At 42.3% G+C, this 19649-nt stretch carries 18 protein-coding genes; 15 read left to right on the top strand and 3 right to left on the bottom strand.

Annotation, left to right across the window (positions count from 1 at the left end; genetic code table 11):
• Positions 1-285: 285 nt before the first annotated feature.
• The 3 genes from BMY66_RS10790 to BMY66_RS10780 are packed head-to-tail and all read right to left on the bottom strand — an operon-like array spanning position 286 to position 3411.
• Positions 286-813, bottom strand: a complete 528-nt coding sequence (locus tag BMY66_RS10790) for a serine O-acetyltransferase (protein ID WP_049960429.1) — start codon at positions 811-813, stop codon at positions 286-288.
• 53 nt (positions 814-866) lie between these two features.
• Positions 867-2009, bottom strand: coding sequence for a glycosyltransferase (locus BMY66_RS10785; RefSeq protein WP_177175657.1), 1143 nt, complete (start codon positions 2007-2009; stop codon positions 867-869).
• A 4-nt stretch (positions 2010-2013) separates the two neighbouring features.
• Positions 2014-3411 (bottom strand): ABC transporter substrate-binding protein, encoded by a 1398-nt coding sequence (locus BMY66_RS10780; RefSeq protein ID WP_090395172.1) that lies wholly within the window; start codon positions 3409-3411, stop codon positions 2014-2016.
• Between the two features lie 69 nt (positions 3412-3480).
• On the opposite strand from BMY66_RS10780, the gene BMY66_RS10775 reads away from it, so the two are divergent.
• The 15 genes from BMY66_RS10775 (at position 3481) to BMY66_RS10705 (ending at position 19640) form a co-directional block, all read left to right on the top strand.
• Positions 3481-4218, top strand: a complete 738-nt coding sequence (locus BMY66_RS10775; protein ID WP_090395171.1) for a ComF family protein — start codon at positions 3481-3483, stop codon at positions 4216-4218.
• Between the two features lie 17 nt (positions 4219-4235).
• Entirely contained in the window at positions 4236-4646 is a 411-nt protein-coding gene (locus tag BMY66_RS10770; RefSeq protein WP_044938876.1) for a FeoC-like transcriptional regulator, read from the top strand.
• A gap of 108 nt (positions 4647-4754) precedes the next feature.
• Positions 4755-5192 (top strand): hypothetical protein, encoded by a 438-nt coding sequence (locus BMY66_RS10765; protein ID WP_044938874.1) that lies wholly within the window; start codon positions 4755-4757, stop codon positions 5190-5192.
• A 14-nt stretch (positions 5193-5206) separates the two neighbouring features.
• Complete coding sequence (locus BMY66_RS10760) at positions 5207-6118, top strand: hypothetical protein (RefSeq protein WP_090395170.1); 912 nt, start codon at positions 5207-5209, stop codon at positions 6116-6118.
• 30 nt (positions 6119-6148) lie between these two features.
• Positions 6149-7018, top strand: coding sequence for a diadenylate cyclase CdaA (gene cdaA, locus BMY66_RS10755; protein ID WP_044938869.1), 870 nt, complete (start codon positions 6149-6151; stop codon positions 7016-7018).
• Positions 7015-8283 carry a CdaR family protein gene (locus tag BMY66_RS10750; protein WP_049960428.1) on the top strand — a complete coding sequence of 423 codons (1269 nt, stop codon included), beginning with the start codon at positions 7015-7017 and terminating at the stop codon, positions 8281-8283. Before cdaA ends, BMY66_RS10750 begins: the two co-directional genes overlap by 4 nt.
• A 1-nt stretch (position 8284) precedes the next feature.
• A complete protein-coding gene (gene glmM, locus BMY66_RS10745) occupies positions 8285-9634 on the top strand; it encodes a phosphoglucosamine mutase (protein WP_044938866.1) in 1350 nt (449 codons plus the stop codon).
• A 20-nt stretch (positions 9635-9654) separates the two neighbouring features.
• Positions 9655-9921 (top strand): HPr family phosphocarrier protein, encoded by a 267-nt coding sequence (locus tag BMY66_RS10740; protein WP_044938863.1) that lies wholly within the window; start codon positions 9655-9657, stop codon positions 9919-9921.
• Positions 9922-10220: 299 nt separating this feature from the next.
• A complete protein-coding gene (gene leuA, locus BMY66_RS10735) occupies positions 10221-11906 on the top strand; it encodes a 2-isopropylmalate synthase (protein WP_090395169.1) in 1686 nt (561 codons plus the stop codon).
• 39 nt (positions 11907-11945) lie between these two features.
• Entirely contained in the window at positions 11946-12806 is an 861-nt protein-coding gene (rfbD, locus tag BMY66_RS10730; protein ID WP_090395168.1) for a dTDP-4-dehydrorhamnose reductase, read from the top strand.
• A gap of 123 nt (positions 12807-12929) precedes the next feature.
• A complete protein-coding gene (gene rfbB, locus BMY66_RS10725) occupies positions 12930-14015 on the top strand; it encodes a dTDP-glucose 4,6-dehydratase (RefSeq protein ID WP_044938855.1) in 1086 nt (361 codons plus the stop codon).
• Between the two features lies 1 nt (position 14016).
• Positions 14017-15162: a UDP-galactopyranose mutase gene (gene glf, locus BMY66_RS10720; RefSeq protein ID WP_044938851.1), complete on the top strand. Its 1146-nt coding sequence runs from the start codon at positions 14017-14019 to the stop codon at positions 15160-15162.
• Positions 15163-16041, top strand: a complete 879-nt coding sequence (rfbA, locus tag BMY66_RS10715) for a glucose-1-phosphate thymidylyltransferase RfbA (protein ID WP_044938848.1) — start codon at positions 15163-15165, stop codon at positions 16039-16041. It abuts the gene before it with no gap.
• A gap of 29 nt (positions 16042-16070) precedes the next feature.
• On the top strand, positions 16071-16652 hold the full coding sequence (gene rfbC / locus BMY66_RS10710) for a dTDP-4-dehydrorhamnose 3,5-epimerase (protein ID WP_074789944.1): 582 nt from the start codon (positions 16071-16073) through the stop codon (positions 16650-16652).
• 24 nt (positions 16653-16676) lie between these two features.
• Entirely contained in the window at positions 16677-19640 is a 2964-nt protein-coding gene (locus BMY66_RS10705; RefSeq protein ID WP_090395167.1) for a GH25 family lysozyme, read from the top strand.
• Positions 19641-19649: the final 9 nt, after the last annotated feature.

The following is a 19649-nucleotide window of genomic DNA, read 5'->3' as shown; positions in this document are numbered from 1 at the left end:
CACACAATAGATAAATATATAGTCCCACACAGCAGCTTATGACTATATAAAACAAGAAAAGCTGAGGATATATAGTCAAAATCAGCCTTCATGACTATATAAATCTAAAGAATTTAAAAATATATAGTCCAAAAGAGTCAAGATGACTATATATACTAAAACTAATAAAAATATATAGTCAGAAACAGTCAGAACACAACAAAAATGACTATATATTCCCACTCATCACAGAAATATATAGTCATCCTATCGACCCACGACGAATAACAATCGTCCGAGGCGCAGCTATTTGCTCACTACATGCCCTGGGTTGCCAACAACTGTGGCTCCGGCAGGGACATCGTGAACAACCACTGCGTTGGCGCCGATGCGGGCACCCTTGCCTACAGTGATAGGCCCGATGATTGCTGCGCCGGCGCCGATGTCTACGCCATCCTCAATCACTGGCACGCCGCGGCCGTTTGTGCCAACAACGCAGCCCTGGCGGATTGTGACGCCGCTTCCGATGACAGCGTCCACATGAATGACGATGCATGAAAAATGATCAATCATGAACCCCGCCCCAATTGGCTTGATGTGGCTTGGAATATCGATACCATATTTAACAGCAACACTATGAAAGCGAAGCCTGGTGATGAAGGCCAGAGGCTTCATCCAGCTATGTGAATTCTGGTAGCAGAGCTTTCTGTACCAGTAGCTCCAAGCATAGCCAGGCTTCATTTTATAGGCCTTGAAACGGCCGATAAAAGTATCATCATTCGAATATCTTAAAAAATCACTTCTGAGTAATTCCTTGTATTCTTTTTTTGTCATAAATTATCTCCAATAATGATTGTTAAACAGCATTGCGACTGCCATCATACCTTCTATTGAAATGATCTGTAAATGTCTAGCAGCTTTCCGCAATACTCATCGATATTATTATATTCCATGGCACGCTTGGTTGCACCAGAAGATTTGCTGGCATATAAATCCGCATCAGTCAGAAGAGATGTGATAGCAGCCACAAATTCATCCTTGCCTTCACAGACGAAGCCACAGCTATCATCCATGATTTTCACTAGTCCGCCGCTATTTGTGCTGACAACAGGAACGCCAAGAGACATTGCCTCAAGTGCAACTAGCCCAAATCCTTCCCACTTTGAAGGCATCATTAAAACTTCTGTGCATGCCATATAGTCATAAGAATTTTTCTTAAATCCTTCCAAAACAACCACATCAGAAAGTCCTGCATTAGTAACGAACTGCTGAAGCTCTGGCATCAACTCACCATCACCTACAATTCGAACTCGCTTCACTAGTCCGGCCTCAGCTAACTCTTTAGCAACCTCAAGCACAAGCATAGGATTCTTTTGCTCTGTAAGACGTCCCACAAAAAGTAAATCACTGTCGTAGCGCTGAAACTCCGAAACATCCCAAAACCCGGTGCCACCTGAAACATCAGCCCCAGAACCAACCAAACTGACGGCTTCACCCGAACCGCCAGAACCATCAGCCTCAAAAAGCTCCTGCTTCACCTGAGCCTTAACCCCATCCACAGAAAAAGGATTTCCCACGATAGTGATAGGGCACTTAATCTTGCTGGTGTAGCGATACTCATCTCTGACAGCATCAGAAACCATCAAAATATGGTCAATATACTTGCAAGCCATTAGATAAGAAATGGTCTTATAATGAAATTTTTGAATCCATGGTGGATTGTTGTGTAGATGGGAAATGATAGGCACGCTGCCCTTAAGCGCAAAGGCGCAAAGAACGCTAGCTGTGAAATCGTGGGCATGAACCACTGTTGGATGAAACTTTTCAACAGCTGCCTTTATTGAAGCGACATCAAGCTTATCGATGCCGTAGTAATTGTCGTATAGACCGATAGATTTGAGCTTGTCCTCTATAGGACCATGAGGAGCCATATAAATGAACTCCTCACGATCTGAAAGACCTTTAATAATTTGACAGACAACATTTTCTGCCCCTGAATATATTTTGGATTTGATTACATGTAAAATCATGAATTTATTCTCCTGCAATAGAATAGCGGGCGGTATTGCTGCCGTACACATATGTGCTTAAAAATTCGTCAATTTCGCTGAATGACTTAGGGAATTCCATTCCAAATTCCTCAGCGATTTTTCCATTGTATAGCTTAACTGAATCATCTGCGCTTCCGTAGCCGATTTTGATTGTTGTAATATCGTCTCCGTTGAATACGCGCACTGCCTTTTTGCCGGCAGCATATCCAAGTGAATATGGGTCAGAGAAAAGTGTTACAAGTGCGTTTTCACCGATTGTTGTGTCTCCGGCAACAACAGTAACTTTTGATTCGGTAGCGATTTCTCCGATAACATCCATCTGGTCTGTAAGCATGCTGCCAAATGGGATGTAAATTGCTGAACACTCATCGCATGCTTCTTGGATGCGAGACTCAAGAGTGATTTCATCTTCCAATTCCTCAGATGATGAACTGCTTGAAGATTTAGTATTATCCGAATCACCAGATTCTTCTGATTCTTCCGCGTCCTCCGAAGTCTCATCATCAACCTTGCTTGATGTGCGAACTACCTTGCCACCAGTCCAGAAATCTGACTGAAGAGCAACTCGTGTAGATGATGGTGAATTCAAACCTAAAACAGAGTCCTCGTTAAGAGCAACTACATTGTTGTCCATTCCCTCTTTTGCAGAGAATGCAACGAATTTACTAGGAGTCAAAGCTGTGGAATTTTGTGCTTCTTCCTCCGCTGCATAATCTGTTGCTGTATCAGATGCTGGAATCAAATATTCCTTCCAAGGGATTCCCGCCTGATCCAGATATGCTTCGAAAATCTCGTTCTGATAGATGGCATCGGTGTCCTCTGGTGAGAAGAAAATGCCGACAGTCTGTAAATCGTCAGTTGCTTCTATCATAAGAGATACCTGGTCAACGATGCTTGGCTTGCTGCTGATACCGGTAACATTTTTGCCTGTAGTTTTGTCCCAGGATTTTCCATCAAGGCTGGCGATTCTAAGTGTGCCCTTGAAATCGATAATTCCAGTGGCGATGATTGGAATGGTATCTGTAGCAGATGTTGCTGATGAAAGTGTCTGCTTTCCAGCAGTGAAAATCATATCCGAACCGTTTTTTACTGCATCTTTTGCAATGGTTTCACTGTCTGCATCCTCTGATACAGAAGATGTAGTGATTACAAAGTGCTCATCACCTAGATAATCTGAAAGGGCATCAGAAAAGCCCTTTAGTAGATTTTCATTGTAGGTATTGTCTTCGGATAAGAGTGCTGATATATTATATTGATATGAATCCTCAGTGGATTCTTCATTAACTTCTTTTTCAGACTCGGATTCGTTGTTGCTTCCACAGGCAACTGTTGAAAGACCGAGAGTAGCAGCTAATGCTATGCTTAAAAATCTTTTTTTCATATTGTTCCTTTCAAAGATTCAGTTACTAAATAATAATTAGAAATCCCAAATTAGTCAAATAGGAGTCTTATGAAACAATTCGACAAAGGTATTATAGACTTTTGCCTAGAGTTATTATATCCAAAACGATGTGTGGCTTGCGATAAAGTTTTATTAAAAATAGAAAAAGATATGGGAATCTGCAAGGAATGCGCCCCAAAAGTGAAACTGGTGGGAGGTACCTATTGCATAAAATGCGGCGGCCCTATCAATAATCCGTCAGAAGAATTCTGCAATAATTGTAAGGAAAACAAGCATCATTTTGATCAGGCAAAGGCAGTGTTCAGATACACAGGCGGCATGAAGGAAGCCATGTACCGCTTCAAGTATTCTAATAGGAGATGTTACGGCAAAGTTTTTGCAACTCACGCAATGAAAAATTATGGCAGCTGGCTAAAGGCCATTAATGTAGATGTTATTGTTCCGGTGCCCATGTACGGCCCCAAAGAAAAGAAGCGTGGATACAACCAGGCAGAGGTATTTGCAAAGGCGCTAAGTAAGGCAACAGGCATACCCATCGCTGATAAAATTGTCAGACGAGAAAGAGATACTGTTGCAATGAAAGAACTAAATAGTACAAAAAGAAAGAAAAATCTGTTAAAAGCTTTTATAATAACGGGAAATGTTGTACAATTTAGAAAAGTACTTATAGTTGATGATATTTACACAACTGGCACAACGATGGACGAAGTGGCCAGGGTGTTGAAGAGTGGGGGAGTAAAAGAGGTATTTGGTATGTGCGTCTGCATTGGCGAGTGCAGCGACTAAAGTAGGAGGAATCATCTATGGAGGTACGTAATTGTAGAACTTGTGGCAGATTGTTCAATTATATAGGAGGCAATCCTAACATGTGCCCTGCATGTCGCGACGATTTGGAGAAGAAGTTCCAGGAGGTAAAGAGTTATATCCAGGATAATCCACGTGCTAGCATTCAGCAGATTTCAGAAGACAATGAAGTTAGCACAAATCAGCTTCGTCAGTGGATTCGTGAGGAAAGATTACAGTTTACTGACGATTCACCAATTGGTATCGAGTGCGAAAACTGTGGCGCTAGTATCAAAACCGGTAGATTCTGCGAAAATTGTAAAAATACTATGGCAAATTCTCTGGCTCAATCTATTGAAAAACCAAAGCCAATTGAGGAGCCAAAGAAAAAACCAGATAATAAAAATAAGATGCGTTTCCTTGAAAAATAGTGCATTAATTCAAATACCTGCTAGCAAAAGCTAGTGGGTATTTCTTTTTCAGCCAATTTTATGCTATACTCATTCTGTATTACTAGGTAAAAAGATGAGAGGATTGTTATGATAAATGAAGAGCGCGTAAAGCACATGACATCCATGGCCATTTTCGAAAAGGAATTAGGCCCTGAATATCAGCCTATGCTTCGCTACTCCAAAAAAGAATACATAGCTCTACATGGCTGGGGAGGCTTCCTCGCCGGCACAGTATTTTTTGCGGTTATTTATGTAGGAATTGTTTTGTATATTACAGGCAATGTCCTTGAGAATATCACCACAATGTATATTTTACTTATGATTTTAATCGGGTTGTTGGTATACGCTTTGTACATCATCGTACATGTTCACAATACCCGTCGCAGGGCTGCAAAGCAGTACAGAATGGGCAAACGTCTCATCAAAGAATTGGCAGCTAAATACTCAAAGCTCAACCTCATGTACGAGGATGAAGCTCAACAGACCAAACCATTACTTGCTAGAAACAAAGAAGAAATATACTAAAGGATCAATATAAAATGAACGCATTTATCAGATTACGAGATGACATTAGAAGATTCATTCTCTCCAGAGAAATGATTTTTTTGAAAATATGGAGCGCACTTATTGCCTTCGTAGGTCTTATGTGCATCAAATCCAACTTTGGCTACAATGATACAGTTAGCCAGCTTTGGGTTTCTATTATCATTACCATAATAAGCGCATTTTTCCCTATTCAGGGTGTTTCCCTAATTTTATTGTTAGTTTTATTGATTGATTTAGCGGAGCTTGGTGCTCAGGTTGCTCTTGTTGCACTAGCATTGGTGGTCATTGGCTATCTCGTTTGTGCATATTTTAGAAGCAAAAATACTTACAATATGGTCATGGTTCCAGTGTGCTATTCATTCCATTCACCATATGTTATGGCACTTGGCACTGGCCTTATGTCAAATATCAACGAGCTTTGCTCAGTTATCTGCGGAACAGTTACCGCATACTACTTACACGTAATCAAAAACAATGCAGCTGCAATCCTTGATGAGACTAGCGATGTTTCAGTCTTTTCTTTATTAAATGAGCAGCTTCTTAAGAGCAAGATGTTCTACTTCTTCTTGGCTGCCATGGTTGCAATGTTTTTAGTTGTTTATTTACTTCGTCAGGCTAGCATCAATATGTCATGGATAGTTGCAAACTTTGCAGGCGTAGCCGTAGAGTTCATTATCATGATTGCAGGATTTTTACTTACTAGCCAAAAGGGCGAAATTCCAGGGCTCATCCTTGGCAATATTATCGTCTTAGTTGTAGGTTTCATTTTGAATTACTTCATTCTTGATTTGGACTACTCACGAATTGAAAAGGTTCAGTTTGAGGATGATGATTATTACTATTATGTAACTGCAGTACCAAAGATCAGAATTGTAGAAGAAGAAAAAGAAGTAAAGAAAATATAATTCCCGACAGGGTAGTAAGGAAGTGGATCATTGGTTGATTTTGTCAATGCTGTAGATGCCTTCATCGATGATTATTTCAATGTAAATATTCCAGATGTTTCCATTACAGATGTAATTGAAATTTTCATAATTGCATACTTCGTATATCACTTATTGGTATGGGTGAAAAACAGCAGGGTTTGGATGCTTATTAGAGGCGTCATTTTTATCATGCTGTTTTTTGTGCTTGCAGCGATCTTCCAGATGAACACTATCCTCTGGTTGGGCGAGAAATTAGTATCAGTTGCTGTCACAGTGTTGATTGTAGTGTTCCAGCCAGAGCTTCGTCGCGCATTGGAACAAATCGGTCGACGCAAAATTACATCACTTTTCACTTGGAACCTGCTCAAGCCAGGTGCTAAGAAATTCGACGACTCAACCATCACCGGTATGGTTTCTGCATGCTACGAAATGGGAGCAGTTAAAACCGGTGCACTTATTGTTGTCGAAAACGATATGCAGCTTACAGAATTCGAAAGAACAGGAATCAGTCTGGATGCTCTCGTAACCAGACAGCTCCTTATCAATATATTCGAGAAAAACACACCACTTCACGATGGTGCTGTTATCGTCAGAGGAGACAGAGTTGTTTCTGCAACTTGCTACCTTCCTCTTTCTGACAATATGGCTTTATCAAAGGATTTGGGAACTCGCCACAGAGCAGCTGTTGGTATCAGTGAGGTTTCCGATTCCCTTACAATTGTTGTTTCAGAAGAAACTGGAACAGTATCATACGCAAGAGAGGGACGCATCGTTCGCGACGTCAAGGAGGATGAGCTTATTGCAGAGCTTAAGCGCATACAGAATCCTGATGTTGAAGAGGACGGCACAGCCAATACTTCGGAAGGAGGTATGGCATGAAGCAAAAAATTATTAATGCCCTTACAAAGGACGTAGGACTTAAGATTTTAGCAGTAGTATTTTCCTTCCTGCTTTGGCTGGTTGTTGTAAATATCGACGACCCAACCCAGACTAGGACATTCACGGCTGTTGTTACAGTCACCAATGCAGATGTCCTAAAGGAGGCAGGAAAGCTTTATGAAATAAAGGATGGCGTCAACACAGTCAGCTTCCGAGTTACTGCAAAGCGTTCCATCATTGAAAAGCTTTCTCCTTCAGATTTCTCTGCTACAGCAGATATGAACAGTCTGGAAAATGAGGAGCGTATCCCTGTCACAATTGCGGCAAAATCATATGCAAACTACATCACCATCTCAAGCAAGCAAAACTACCTATATGTAGTTCTTGAGGATGAGCAGACAGAACGCTTTGTTATCGAAGCACAGACTACAGGTACAATTGAAACTGGCCTGACAGTAGACTCTGTCACAAGCAGCCCTACTGTTATCACAGTTACTGGTCCTGAGGATGTGGTTTCTACAATTGATAAAGTAGTTGCTTCAGCCAACATCACAGGTGTTACAAGCAACTTCACAGAGAGTGTTATTCCTAAGTTCTATGATTCTGAAGGCGAAGAAGTGGATTCAAAGGAACTTACGCTTTCGGTGTCTACAGTTAGTGTTAGTGTTACCTTCTCTAATATCAAAACTGTGGATTTAGTAGTCAAGACAAGCGGCACGCTTGATAGTAGCCTGACTCTTGATTCCATTAAAACTGATCCTTCATCAGTTGGTATAAAGGGAGAGGCGACAGCCCTTAATGATGTCACTTCAATCACTATACCTGATACAGTTATCAACCTTTCAGATTTGACTGGTTCATTTACCACCACGGTAGATATTTCATCTTACATGCCTGAAGGCATTACTTTGGCAGATGGCTCGTCATCAAAGGTTACAATATATGTTTTGATGTCTGGCGAAACAGCTTCCACAGCAGAAGTCAGCGCAGACAACATTTCACTTACAAACATTCCTGAAGGGCTTGCAGTTTCACTGGATGCTTCTTCAGTGACAGTCAATGTATTCGGTACATCCGATGCACTTTCAGCTTTGAATGCAAGCAGCATCAAAGGCACAATTGACTGCACCAACCTTACAGTTGGAGAATCACAGACAGTTGTGGTTCAGTTTGAAAATATTGAAGGGGTCACCATTCAAAATACATCGGTGACAGTTACCGTTATTGAAGATACATCAGCGGCAACAGAAGATTCAGAGGAGTAATATGGGAAGATTATTTGGAACAGACGGAGTCAGAGGAGTTGCTGGCTCAGAACTTACTATTGAGCTTGCAAAGGCTTTGGGCCAGGCAGGCGCTTATGTACTTACAAAAGAAGCATCACATCAGCCTACAATCATCGTAGGATGCGATACACGAATCTCAGGAACAATGCTTGCTTCAGCACTTATGAGTGGTATCTGCTCAGTTGGTGCTAATGCAGTTTACGTAGGAGTTCTTCCTACACCAGCAATCGCTTACTTAACACGTAAGCATAAGGTAGATGCAGGAGTTGTTATTTCTGCCAGCCACAACCCAATGGAATTCAACGGAATCAAGTTCTTCAACGGTGAAGGCTTCAAGCTTTCAGATGCACTTGAGGACGAAATTCAGGAGCTCATCGAGAGCGATATGAAGGGTATCAGCCTTCCAACAGGCGCAGAAATCGGAAAGGTAGATTTCAGATTCGACCTTGGCCGTGAGTATGTTGATTTCTTAAAGCAGACAGTACCTATGGACTTGTCAGGATTAAAGATTGTTATCGACTGTGCAGAGGGCGCTTCTTACAGAACTAGCGTTGCTTGCCTTTCAGAGATGGGTGCAGAGCTTATCACAATCCACAACAATCCAGACGGCACAAACATCAACTCAAACTGCGGAAGTACACACATGGATGAGCTTAAGGCTCGTGTTGTTGCAGAGAATGCTAACATCGGTCTTGCATTTGATGGCGATGCCGACAGAATGCTTGCTGTAGATGAAAAGGGACGTCTTGTTGATGGCGACCAGGTAATGGCTATCTGCGCAAAGCACATGAAGGATAAGGGCACACTTAAGAAAAACACATGTGTAGTTACAGTAATGACAAACCTTGGATTCACTTTGATGGCAAAGGAACAGGGCATCAATGTTGAGTCAACAAAGGTTGGCGATAGATATGTTTTGGAAAATATGCTTGCAAACGGTTATAATATCGGCGGCGAGCAGAGTGGTCACGTTATCTTCTTAGATGACAACACCACAGGTGACGGACTCCTTTCAGCCCTTCACTTACTCAGAGTTCTTGTGGAGACAGGCAAGTCACTTTCTGAGCTTGCTTCTATTATGGAAGTATTACCTCAGGCACTTGTTAATGCCAAGGTCCCAAACCACAAGAAGGAAAGCTACATGGAGTATCCTGAAATTGCAAAGGCAATCGGCGAGCTTGAGGCTAAGTTCGCTGGCGAAGGACGTGTACTCATCCGCCCATCAGGCACAGAGCCACTCGTTCGTGTTATGATTGAAGGCAAGAATCAGGAAGAAATCGATGCAGATGCACACGCATTGGCTGAATTGATTACTAACACAATGTTGTAAACTAAACTAGGATATTTGATATGGTTTCAAGAAAAGTAAAGATTGTTAATGCCACAGGCTTGCACCTAAGACCAGCAGGGGTCTTATGCGAGACTGCCATGAAATATACTTCTAAGGTTACATTCACAACTGATAATCATTACGAGGCGAATGCGAAATCAGTACTAGGAGTGCTGGGAGCATGCGTCAAAGCCGGCGAAGAAATCACTATCATCTGCGATGGCGAGGACGAAGCTGCAGCCTTGGAGGATATCGTCAATTCTATCGAGGGAGGACTCGGAGAATAGTTATTATTTACAGTTAATGATTTTGTTACAAGCCCATCAAAAAATGGTCTTGTTCAACAAATTCATACATAGACAAAAAGTAGCATGTACTAAGAGTAAAAATAGCTTTTTATGTTTGACACATAGGTTAAAATAGCCTGTCTATAACAAGCTATGATAATTCTCAAGGGAAACGTGTTGTTGACCGGAGAATTCATCATGCTTGTGATAGTAACAGGCGAGAAACCAACTAAAGTAGAACATAACAAGCGAGAGAAAGTCTTTGGGGCATGCGAGATACAAGACTAGGAGGAAGAATAATGTTGAACTACAAGCGTTACAAAGCAAACCCAGTGTTAGAGTTTCCACAGCGTACATGGCCTAACAAGCAGATTACCAAAGCTCCAATTTGGTGCTCAGTAGACCTACGTGACGGCAACCAAGCCCTCGTCGAGCCAATGAATGTCGACGAAAAAATGGAACTATTCGACCTCCTACTAAAACTTGGTTTTAAAGAAATCGAGATTGGCTTCCCTGCAGCAAGCCAAATAGAATTTGACTTTTTAAGACAACTCGTTAAGGAAAATAAAATCCCTTCAGATGTTAAGGTTCAGGTACTTTCTCAGTGCCGCGAGGAACTGATTGACCGCACATTCGAGGCTATTCAGGGAATACCAAATGTTATTTTCCATATTTACAATTCCACATCAACTCTTCAAAGAGATGTGGTTTTCAATGCAGACAAAGAAGAGATTATCGAAATTGCCAAAGCAGGCACACAGATGGTAAAGGACAGACTTGACCGTTACAACGGCAACCTTCAGCTTGAATATTCACCAGAATCATTCACAGGCACAGAGGTTGAGTTCGCTCTTGATATTTGTACAGCTGTTCAGGATACATGGAATCATGCAACAGATGCACCTATCATCTTCAACCTGCCAGCCACAGTAGAAATGAACACACCAAATGTTTATGCAGACCAGATTGAATGGATGAGCACTCACTTCAAAGACAGAGATAACATCATCCTTTCAATTCATCCTCACAATGATAGAGGTACAGGCGTTGCTATCACGGAGCTTGGACTTCTTGCAGGTGCGGACCGCGTAGAAGGCACACTTCTTGGAAATGGTGAGCGTACAGGTAATGTAGATATTCTTACAATTGCTTACAACATGTTCTCTCAGGGTGTTGATCCTGAGCTTGAGCTTGATGATATAAAAGAAATCGTGGAGGTATGTGAGAGAGTCACAAAGATGCCTACCGATGCAAGACATCCTTATGCAGGCGAGCTTGTATTTACAGCTTTCTCTGGTTCACATCAGGATGCAATCAACAAGGGCGTTTCTGCAATGCGCAGTCGCCAAAATATGTATTGGGAGGTGCCATATCTTCCAATCGACCCAGCCGATATCGGAAGAAAGTACGAGCCAGTGGTTCGTATCAACAGCCAGTCTGGAAAGGGCGGCGTTGCTTTCGTTATGGATACAGTTTACGGCTTCAAGCTTCCAAAGAAGATGCAGCGTGAATTTGCTGATGTTGTTCAGTACATTTCAGAAAAGCAGGGCGGCGAGGTTACACCTCAGCGCATTATGGAGGCGTTCAAGTCTCAGTACTTGGAAAACAAGGAGCCACTCACACTGGAATATGTTGTTATCAAGGACGACAAGGATACAGACGATACAGTTGCTATTCTTGACTTCAGCTACCACGGAGAGAAATTCCACTCAGAGGCTGAAGGAAACGGTCCTATCGATGCTGTTAAGCTTGCAATTAAGCAGTGCGTACCAGAGCTTGACTTCTCACTTATTGACTACACCGAGCATACACTTGCTCAAGCACAGGGTTCTGGAGCAAAGGCTGCAGCATACATCGAGATGCGCGACGAGCGTCATGGCAACACCACATTTGGCGTTGGCGTAAGCTCAAATATTACTCGTGCCTCAATTCGCAGTATGTTTAGTGCTTATAATCGTCTTATAGCGAAAGCTAAAGACATTTAAAATAGCAAATAATTTGCATAAAGTTAAAGAGGAAATAAAATGAGAAAGATTTTAGTAACAGGATGCAACGGCCAGCTTGGTCGTGCCATTCAGAAAGAGTATGGAAATGAAGTAGAATTCATACTCACAGACGTAGTAGAGGGAGAAAAGATTTCTCCACTCAACATTATGGATTTGGAAGAAGTTCTTAGCTTCGTAGAAGATAAGAAGCCAGATGTCATCATCAACTGCGCAGCAGCTACAAACGTAGATGGCTGTGAAAAGGACTGGGATTTTGCTTACAAGCTTAATGCACTTGGTCCAAGAAACTTGGCTATCGCAGCTTCAAAGGTTGGAGCAAAGCTTGTGCATGTCAGCACAGACTATGTCTTCCCTGGCAATGCAACAAAGCCTATCACAGAGTTTGATCAGCCATCACCAATCAGTGCTTACGGCAAGACAAAATACGAAGGTGAAAAGTTCGTTCAGCAGTTTGCAGACAAGTGGTTTATCGTACGTACAGCTTGGCTCTACGGCGATGGAAAGAACTTCGTTAAGACTATGCTTTCTCTTGCTGAGACACATGACGAGCTTTCAGTTGTTTGCGACCAGCTTGGTTCGCCAACATCTGCAGTAGAGCTTGCCCGCATGATTCATCACCTTGAGCCTACAGAAAACTATGGTATCTTCCATGGCACATGTGAAGGTGACACAAACTGGGCAGATTTCACAGAGGAAATCTTCAAGCTTAAGGGCATCAATGTAAAGGTTAACCACGTTACTAGCGAGGAATACAAAAAGATGAACCCAGCTAGTGCCGACAGACCTCACTACAGCATCCTCGACAACTACATGCTTCGTCTTACAAGCGGCTACAAGATGGCCGACTGGAAAGACGCCCTCCGCGAGTACCTCGCATAAACCGTTAATGGACGCATGAAACCTTTTTCACGCGTTTAATAAATATATTATTATTAATGTGATTTAAATCGGGCAAATATCATAGAATATCTAAGTGATTTGCCCGCCAAAAAGGAGATTAAAATGAGAACATATTTAGTAACTGGTGGAGCTGGTTTCATCGGCTCAAATTACATTCATTACATGTTTAAGAAATATGATAATGAAATCCGTATCATCAACGTAGATAAGCTTACATACGCAGGTAACCTTGAGAACCTCAAGGACGTTGAAAACCGCGATAACTATACATTCGTAAAGGCTGATATCTGCGACAAGGAAGCTATCCGCAAGATTTTTGCTGAGAACGACATCGACAGAGTTGTTCACTTCGCAGCTGAGTCACACGTTGACCGTTCAATCAAGAACCCAGAAGTTTTCGTACAGACAAACGTACTTGGTACAGCTGTAATGCTTAACTGTGCAAAGGAAGCTTGGGAGCTTGAAGATGGCACATTCAAGGAAGGCAAGAAGTTCCTTCACGTTTCAACAGACGAAGTATATGGATCACTTCCAGATGATGACAACGCTTTCTTCTATGAGACAAGCCCATACGATCCACATTCACCATACTCAGCTTCAAAGGCTTCATCAGACATGCTTGTAAAGGCTTACATGGATACATACAAGTTCCCTGCAAACATTACAAACTGCTCTAACAACTATGGCCCTTACCAGTTCCCAGAGAAGCTCATTCCACTTATCATCAACAATGCGCTTCAGGGCAAGGACCTTCCAGTATACGGTGATGGAAAGAACGTACGTGACTGGTTATACGTAGAGGATCACGCTAAGGGAATCGATATGGTTCAGGAGCAGGGTGAGCTCTTCCAGACATACAACATCGGTGGACACAACGAGAAGCAGAACATCCAGATTATCCACATCATCCTTGACACACTTCAGGAGATGCTTCCAGAGGGAGACCCACGTAAGGAGCTCGTTTCTGAGAACCTTATCAAGTATGTTACAGACCGTAAGGGACATGATCGTCGTTACGCTATCGCTCCAGATAAGATTAAGGCTGCAGTAGGCTGGTATCCAGAGACATGCTTCGAAGAAGGCATCAAGAAGACAATCAAGTGGTTCTTCGAGCACGAGGAGTGGATGAAGAACGTAACAAGCGGTGATTACCAGAAATACTATACAGATATGTATTCAGGAAAATAATATGAAAAAATATGATTATTTAGTAGTAGGCGCAGGGTTGTTTGGTGCAACCTTCGCCTACGAAGCTATGAAAAGAGGTAAGTCGGTTCTAGTAATCGACAAGCGCAACCACATAGCTGGAAATATTTATACAAAAGAAGAAGATGGAATCAATGTGCATGTTTACGGCGCACACATCTTCCACACTAGTGACAAAAAGATTTGGGAATACATGAACCAGTTCGCTGAGTTCAACAACTACATCAATTCCCCAGTTGCCGTTTATGGCGACGAGCTTTACAATCTTCCATTCAACATGAACACATTCTCAAAGATGTGGGGCATCAAGACTCCTGCAGAGGCTAAGGCCAAGATTGCAGATCAGATCAAGGAGCTTAACATCACAGAGCCAAAGAATTTGGAAGAGCAGGCACTTTCTCTTGTAGGAACAGATGTATATGAAAAGCTCATTAAGGGCTACACACAGAAGCAGTGGGGACGTCCATGCGACGAGCTTCCAGCTTTCATCATCAAGAGATTGCCACTTAGATTTACATACGACAACAACTACTTTAACGATAGATTCCAGGGAATCCCAATGGGCGGTTACACTCAGATCGTTGAAAAGATGCTTCAGGGCGCAGATGTTGTGCTTGAGCAGGATTTCTTCGACATGGTTGGCGGCGTAGAAAACGCACCAAAGTCTACAGAGGGAACTCTCAATGACGGTAGCCAGGTTTCTTGGAATAAGCTTGTTTTCACAGGCCAGATTGATGAGTATTACAATAGCTGCTATGGCGATTTGGAATATCGCTCAGTTCGATTTGAGACAGAAAAAATCGATTGTGACAACTACCAGGGCAACGCAGTTGTAAACTACACTGCAGCCGATGTGCCATATACTCGTATCATCGAGCACAAGCACTTTGAGTTCGGCACACAGCCAACCACAATCATTTCAAAGGAATACTCAAGCGAGTGGCAGCCAGGCGTTGAGCCTTACTACCCAGTAAACAACGATAAAAATAATGCAGTTTACGAAGACTACGCAAAGCTTGCATCAAGCGAGTCAGGTGTTATCTTCGGAGGCCGTCTTGGTCAGTACAAATACTACGACATGGACAAGGTGGTTATGGCTGCATTGGATTGCGTAAAGGAGGAATTTTAAGTGAAAGGAATTATATTGGCTGGAGGTTCCGGCACAAGATTATACCCATTAACTAAAGCTATCTCTAAGCAGATTATGCCAATTTATGATAAGCCAATGATTTATTATCCATTGTCTACACTTATGCTTGCAGGCATCCGCGAGGTTCTTATCATCTCTACACCAAGAGATCTTCCTGTATTCAAGGAGCTTCTCGGTGATGGTAGCCAGCTTGGCATGGATATTCAGTATGCCGTTCAGGAGCAGCCAAACGGACTCGCTGAGGCATTTATCATCGGCGCAGATTTCATCGGAAAAGATGCTGTAGCACTTGTACTTGGCGATAACATTTTCTATGGCCAGTCATTCTCAAAGGTGCTTCAGACAGCAGCACATCGTACAGAAACAGAGCCAGGCGCAACAATCTTCGGTTACTATGTTCGTGACCCAAGAGAGTACGGCGTTGTTGAGTTCGATGAGAACGGAGTAGCTATTTCTATCGAGGAAAAGCCAGCTCAGCCAAAGAGCAACTACGCAGTTCCAGGTCTTTACTTCTACGACAACTCAGTAGTAGAAATCGCAAAGACAATCAAGCCATCAGCACGTGGTGAGCTTGAAATCACAGCTGTTAACAACGAATACTTAAACCGTGGAAATCTTCACGTTGAGACACTCGGCCGTGGATTTGCATGGCTTGATACAGGAAACCACGACATGCTTCTTGCAGCTGCTGAGTTCGTCAGCACATTCCAGAAGCGCCAGGGTATGTATGTATCATGCATCGAGGAAATCGCATTCAAGCGTGGCTTCATCAACAAGGAGCAGCTCCTCAAGCTTGCCGAGCCACTCATGAAGACAGAATATGGTAAATACTTAGTAGACGTATCAAACGGTTTATAAAAAAATTAGAAAGAGTATAGATAAAGAAAATGGCAATTACAGTTGAGAAAAATGTAAATGGTATTGAAGGCCTTTGCGTTATCACTCCTAAGGTATTTGGTGATGAGCGTGGCTATTTCATGGAGACATACAACGAAAATGATATGAAAGCAGAAGGACTTGATTATGTCTTTGTACAGGACAATCAGTCTGCAAGCAAGAAGGGTGTACTTCGTGGACTTCACTTCCAGAAAAACTTCCCACAGGACAAGCTTGTTCGTGTAATCAAAGGTGAAGTTTATGATGTAGCAGTTGACCTCCGCCAGGGATCAGCTACATTTGGAAAGCACTACGGAATTCTTCTTTCAGAGGAGAACAAAAAGCAGTTCATGATTCCAAAGGGATTCGCTCACGGATTCTTAGTAGTCAGCGACTATGCAGAGTTCTGCTACAAGGTTACTGATTTCTATCATCCAAACGATGAGGGCGGTCTTATGTACAACGATCCAGATATCGCTGTTCAGTGGCCAATCCCAGAGGGTATGACTGAGGCAGATTTAATCCTTTCAGACAAAGATAAGGTAAACGCATCTTTCAAGGATTACTGCGCAGAGAGAAATATCAACGCTTAAGATTTTATTTGGGAGAATTATAAAATGGAAGAATTATGGGAGAGTTTGAAATTCTTTATAGCATCGCATAAGGCGGCCAGTATCGCCGTTGCCAGTGCTGTTGGTGTTACAGCGGCAGGTGCAGGCGGCTATGGTGTTTACAATCTCGTGACTGACGATGAAGAGCCAGTTGAGGTTGTAGAGGTCACAGAACAGGCTGCTAATAATGATGTCTATATCCCAGAATTTGTTAATGTAAAAATAACAAGTGAATCATTAGAGAAGGATTTGACAATCTACATCTCAGATGAGAACGACAATCCTATCACAGGAATTCCTTTTGAAGTAAAGCTTTTGACTGAAGAAAATGCGGAAAGCCTCCAGTCATATGTTGACGCAATCAAGGATATTGATGCTCAGATTGCTGAGTACACAAAGGATTACGACTTCTCAACAGACACAGAGGAAACAGGTTCTGAGGAAGAAAGCGATGCCCTCCCAGTGGATGGAGAAGAGATTGATTTCTCTAAGGATGATTCAGAAGAATCAGAAGATACTTCAGAGGATACAACAGAGACTGCAAGCAATGAGGCAACAGTTACAATACCAACTAACTCATTCCAGATTATGCAGATCCTCCAGGATAGAAATGCAGCAGTCACTGTTACAGATGAAAACGGTGATGTAGTTGAGACTCAGACTGGAGATATCAGCTCAGATCCATTGTATCTTTTATATCTTGATAAAGAGACAGCAGTTCAGGCTTACACAGTAGCTGTTAATGAGGCAGAAGGTACCGTTTATACAGATGATGATATGGACGGTGTAATCACTCAGACAGATATGGAAGCTGGCGACTATGTACTTTGCTTAGTAAACGACTTGGACACAGAAGTTAGCTACGAGCCTGTAACATACACTACTGCAGCCAATGTAAAGGACAAGGTAGAGTATAAGGTTCAGAAGGAAATCACAAAGCAGATTAAGAAGGATGTGGCTTCCGAGGATGGACAGAAGGCTGCCGCTGCAGAGGTTCCAGTAGAGAACAAGCTTACAGACACAGTTGAGTACGTTGAATCTAAGAAGGTTGAAAACGGCTCAGGTGAGGTTAAGCAGGCCGAGGCAGTTGCTCCAAAGTCAAATGCAAAAGCTAGCAAGGCTACAAAAAAGGGTGAGGGCAAAGTAAAAGTAACACATAATGTTACAAAGAAGGCTACATCACACTCAATTACAGTTAAATATGTGGATGAGAGCAACAAAGAAATCCAAGCAGCAAAGACTTATACAAAGAATGTTGGAGAAGCTTACGAAGAAAGCGCTCCATCAATCCAAGGATATACATTAAAGACTGATGCTACAAATAAAAAGGGCACAGTGGCAGATGCTGACATTGTTATTACATTTGTGTACAAGGCAAATCCTGTAGAAGAAAAGACATTTGATGTTACATTAAAGTATACAGGACACCCAAATAAAACATCTGAAACAAAAACGGGTGTAAAGGTTGGCGATACCATTACTCCTGACCCAGTAGAAGGCTACACAGTTAGTCCTGAGTCAGCTACTGTGGTTGCAGGTCAGACAGAGTACTCATTTACATATACAAAAAAGCAGGAAGAACCTAAGACTGTATCAGTAACTATTCATTATTCAGGCGTAAATGAACCTGATGAAACAGTTTCAAAGAAAGTTGGAGAAACAATTACTCCAAAGAAAATAGATGGTTATACATGTTCGGATTCTGTAACTGTTACAGAAAGTACAACCGAAGTAACATTTACATATAAGAAAGTTGAAGAAGAAGAGCAGGTAACAGACGCTAGAAGAAATGGAAAAGCCAATGCTGTTGTAGCTGCTAATAATTTTGGTGTAAGAACAACTGCTCTTGCAGCTCGAATTATTAAGACAGCAGCAAATACAGATACAGTAACAGAAGAAGCTACCCTCGATATGAGCTACTCAGCTGGCACATTCACAATCAAGGCTTCTGCAAATGTTGGTAGCGTCACAGTAAATGGTACAGCTGTTACAATGTCAAACGGCAGTGGTACTTTCAAAGTTACAAAGGATGGCGATTACACACTTAAGGGTGTAGCAACATTCTCAGACAAAGCAACAGATAACACACTTGCTGTTACATATACAGTATCAGGATACGGCTCAGGCGATTCGACAGAAAAGCTTAAGGATGCAGCTGGCAACCAGCTCTATCTTGATGAGCAGTGCACAAAGGAAGCAACTGCAGCTGATTATGAAAAAGGCAAAAAGTATTATTACAAAGAAGCTAGCTATACATACTATGGTTGGCAGTCAATTGATGGCAATACATACTACTTTGACAAGAACGGCAATAAGGTAACAGGCACTCAGGTAATCCAGGGTGTTAGCTACGATTTCGGAACAGATGGCGTTTTAGCAAACAAGGGAACAGGTATCGATGTTTCTAAGTATCAGGCAAACATCGACTGGTCACAGGCTAAGTCAGCAGTTTCATTTGCAATCGTTCGTTGCGGTTACAGAGGTATGTATGATGGACAGCTCCATGAGGATCCATATTTCTACAAGAATATGTCCGGAGCCAAGGCCAACGGAGTAAGCGTAGGTGTTTACATTTACTCAACTGCCCTCAACGAGGCAGAGGCTGTTCAGGAAGCATCAATGGCAGTAGCTATGGCTCAGAAAGCAGGCGGATGTTCATACCCAATCTTCATCGATATGGAGGACAAGGTTCGTGGACAGGGCTCACTTTCAACAGCACAGCGAATGGCAATCCTCAACGCATTCGTTTCAACAGTTCAGTCATCTGGCTATAAGGCAGGCGTTTACTGCAGCAAGAACTGGATGACAAGCTTGATGGATGCAAATTCAGTGCCAAGCTCATGCAGCGTATGGATTGCACAATACAATACATCATGTACATATTCAGGAAGAAAGAACATGTGGCAGTACTCTAGCAAGGGTTCAGTTCCAGGAATCAAGGGATATGTAGACATGAATAAGAGTTTCTAGTAGGAGTAT

The organism is Pseudobutyrivibrio sp. C4 (genome assembly GCF_900111635.1).
Taxonomy (GTDB): Bacteria; Bacillota; Clostridia; order Lachnospirales; family Lachnospiraceae; genus Pseudobutyrivibrio; species Pseudobutyrivibrio ruminis.
Note: the sequence above shows the minus strand (reverse complement) of the source record. Positions and strands in the feature narration are given on the sequence as shown.

What these genes read in the sequence shown, in the direction of transcription:
- BMY66_RS10790 (WP_049960429.1), bottom strand. Translation starts at nt 813, where the DNA reads ATGACAAAAAAAGAATACAAGGAATTACTCAGAAGTGATTTTTTAAGA.
- BMY66_RS10785 (WP_177175657.1), bottom strand. Translation starts at nt 2,009, where the DNA reads ATGATTTTACATGTAATCAAATCCAAAATATATTCAGGGGCAGAAAAT.
- BMY66_RS10780 (WP_090395172.1), bottom strand. Translation starts at nt 3,411, where the DNA reads ATGAAAAAAAGATTTTTAAGCATAGCATTAGCTGCTACTCTCGGTCTT.
- BMY66_RS10775 (WP_090395171.1), top strand. Translation starts at nt 3,481, where the DNA reads ATGAAACAATTCGACAAAGGTATTATAGACTTTTGCCTAGAGTTATTA.
- BMY66_RS10770 (WP_044938876.1), top strand. Translation starts at nt 4,236, where the DNA reads ATGGAGGTACGTAATTGTAGAACTTGTGGCAGATTGTTCAATTATATA.
- BMY66_RS10765 (WP_044938874.1), top strand. Translation starts at nt 4,755, where the DNA reads ATGATAAATGAAGAGCGCGTAAAGCACATGACATCCATGGCCATTTTC.
- BMY66_RS10760 (WP_090395170.1), top strand. Translation starts at nt 5,207, where the DNA reads ATGAACGCATTTATCAGATTACGAGATGACATTAGAAGATTCATTCTC.
- BMY66_RS10750 (WP_049960428.1), top strand. Translation starts at nt 7,015, where the DNA reads ATGAAGCAAAAAATTATTAATGCCCTTACAAAGGACGTAGGACTTAAG.
- glmM (WP_044938866.1), top strand. Translation starts at nt 8,285, where the DNA reads ATGGGAAGATTATTTGGAACAGACGGAGTCAGAGGAGTTGCTGGCTCA.
- BMY66_RS10740 (WP_044938863.1), top strand. Translation starts at nt 9,655, where the DNA reads ATGGTTTCAAGAAAAGTAAAGATTGTTAATGCCACAGGCTTGCACCTA.
- leuA (WP_090395169.1), top strand. Translation starts at nt 10,221, where the DNA reads ATGTTGAACTACAAGCGTTACAAAGCAAACCCAGTGTTAGAGTTTCCA.
- rfbD (WP_090395168.1), top strand. Translation starts at nt 11,946, where the DNA reads ATGAGAAAGATTTTAGTAACAGGATGCAACGGCCAGCTTGGTCGTGCC.
- rfbB (WP_044938855.1), top strand. Translation starts at nt 12,930, where the DNA reads ATGAGAACATATTTAGTAACTGGTGGAGCTGGTTTCATCGGCTCAAAT.
- glf (WP_044938851.1), top strand. Translation starts at nt 14,017, where the DNA reads ATGAAAAAATATGATTATTTAGTAGTAGGCGCAGGGTTGTTTGGTGCA.
- rfbC (WP_074789944.1), top strand. Translation starts at nt 16,071, where the DNA reads ATGGCAATTACAGTTGAGAAAAATGTAAATGGTATTGAAGGCCTTTGC.
- BMY66_RS10705 (WP_090395167.1), top strand. Translation starts at nt 16,677, where the DNA reads ATGGAAGAATTATGGGAGAGTTTGAAATTCTTTATAGCATCGCATAAG.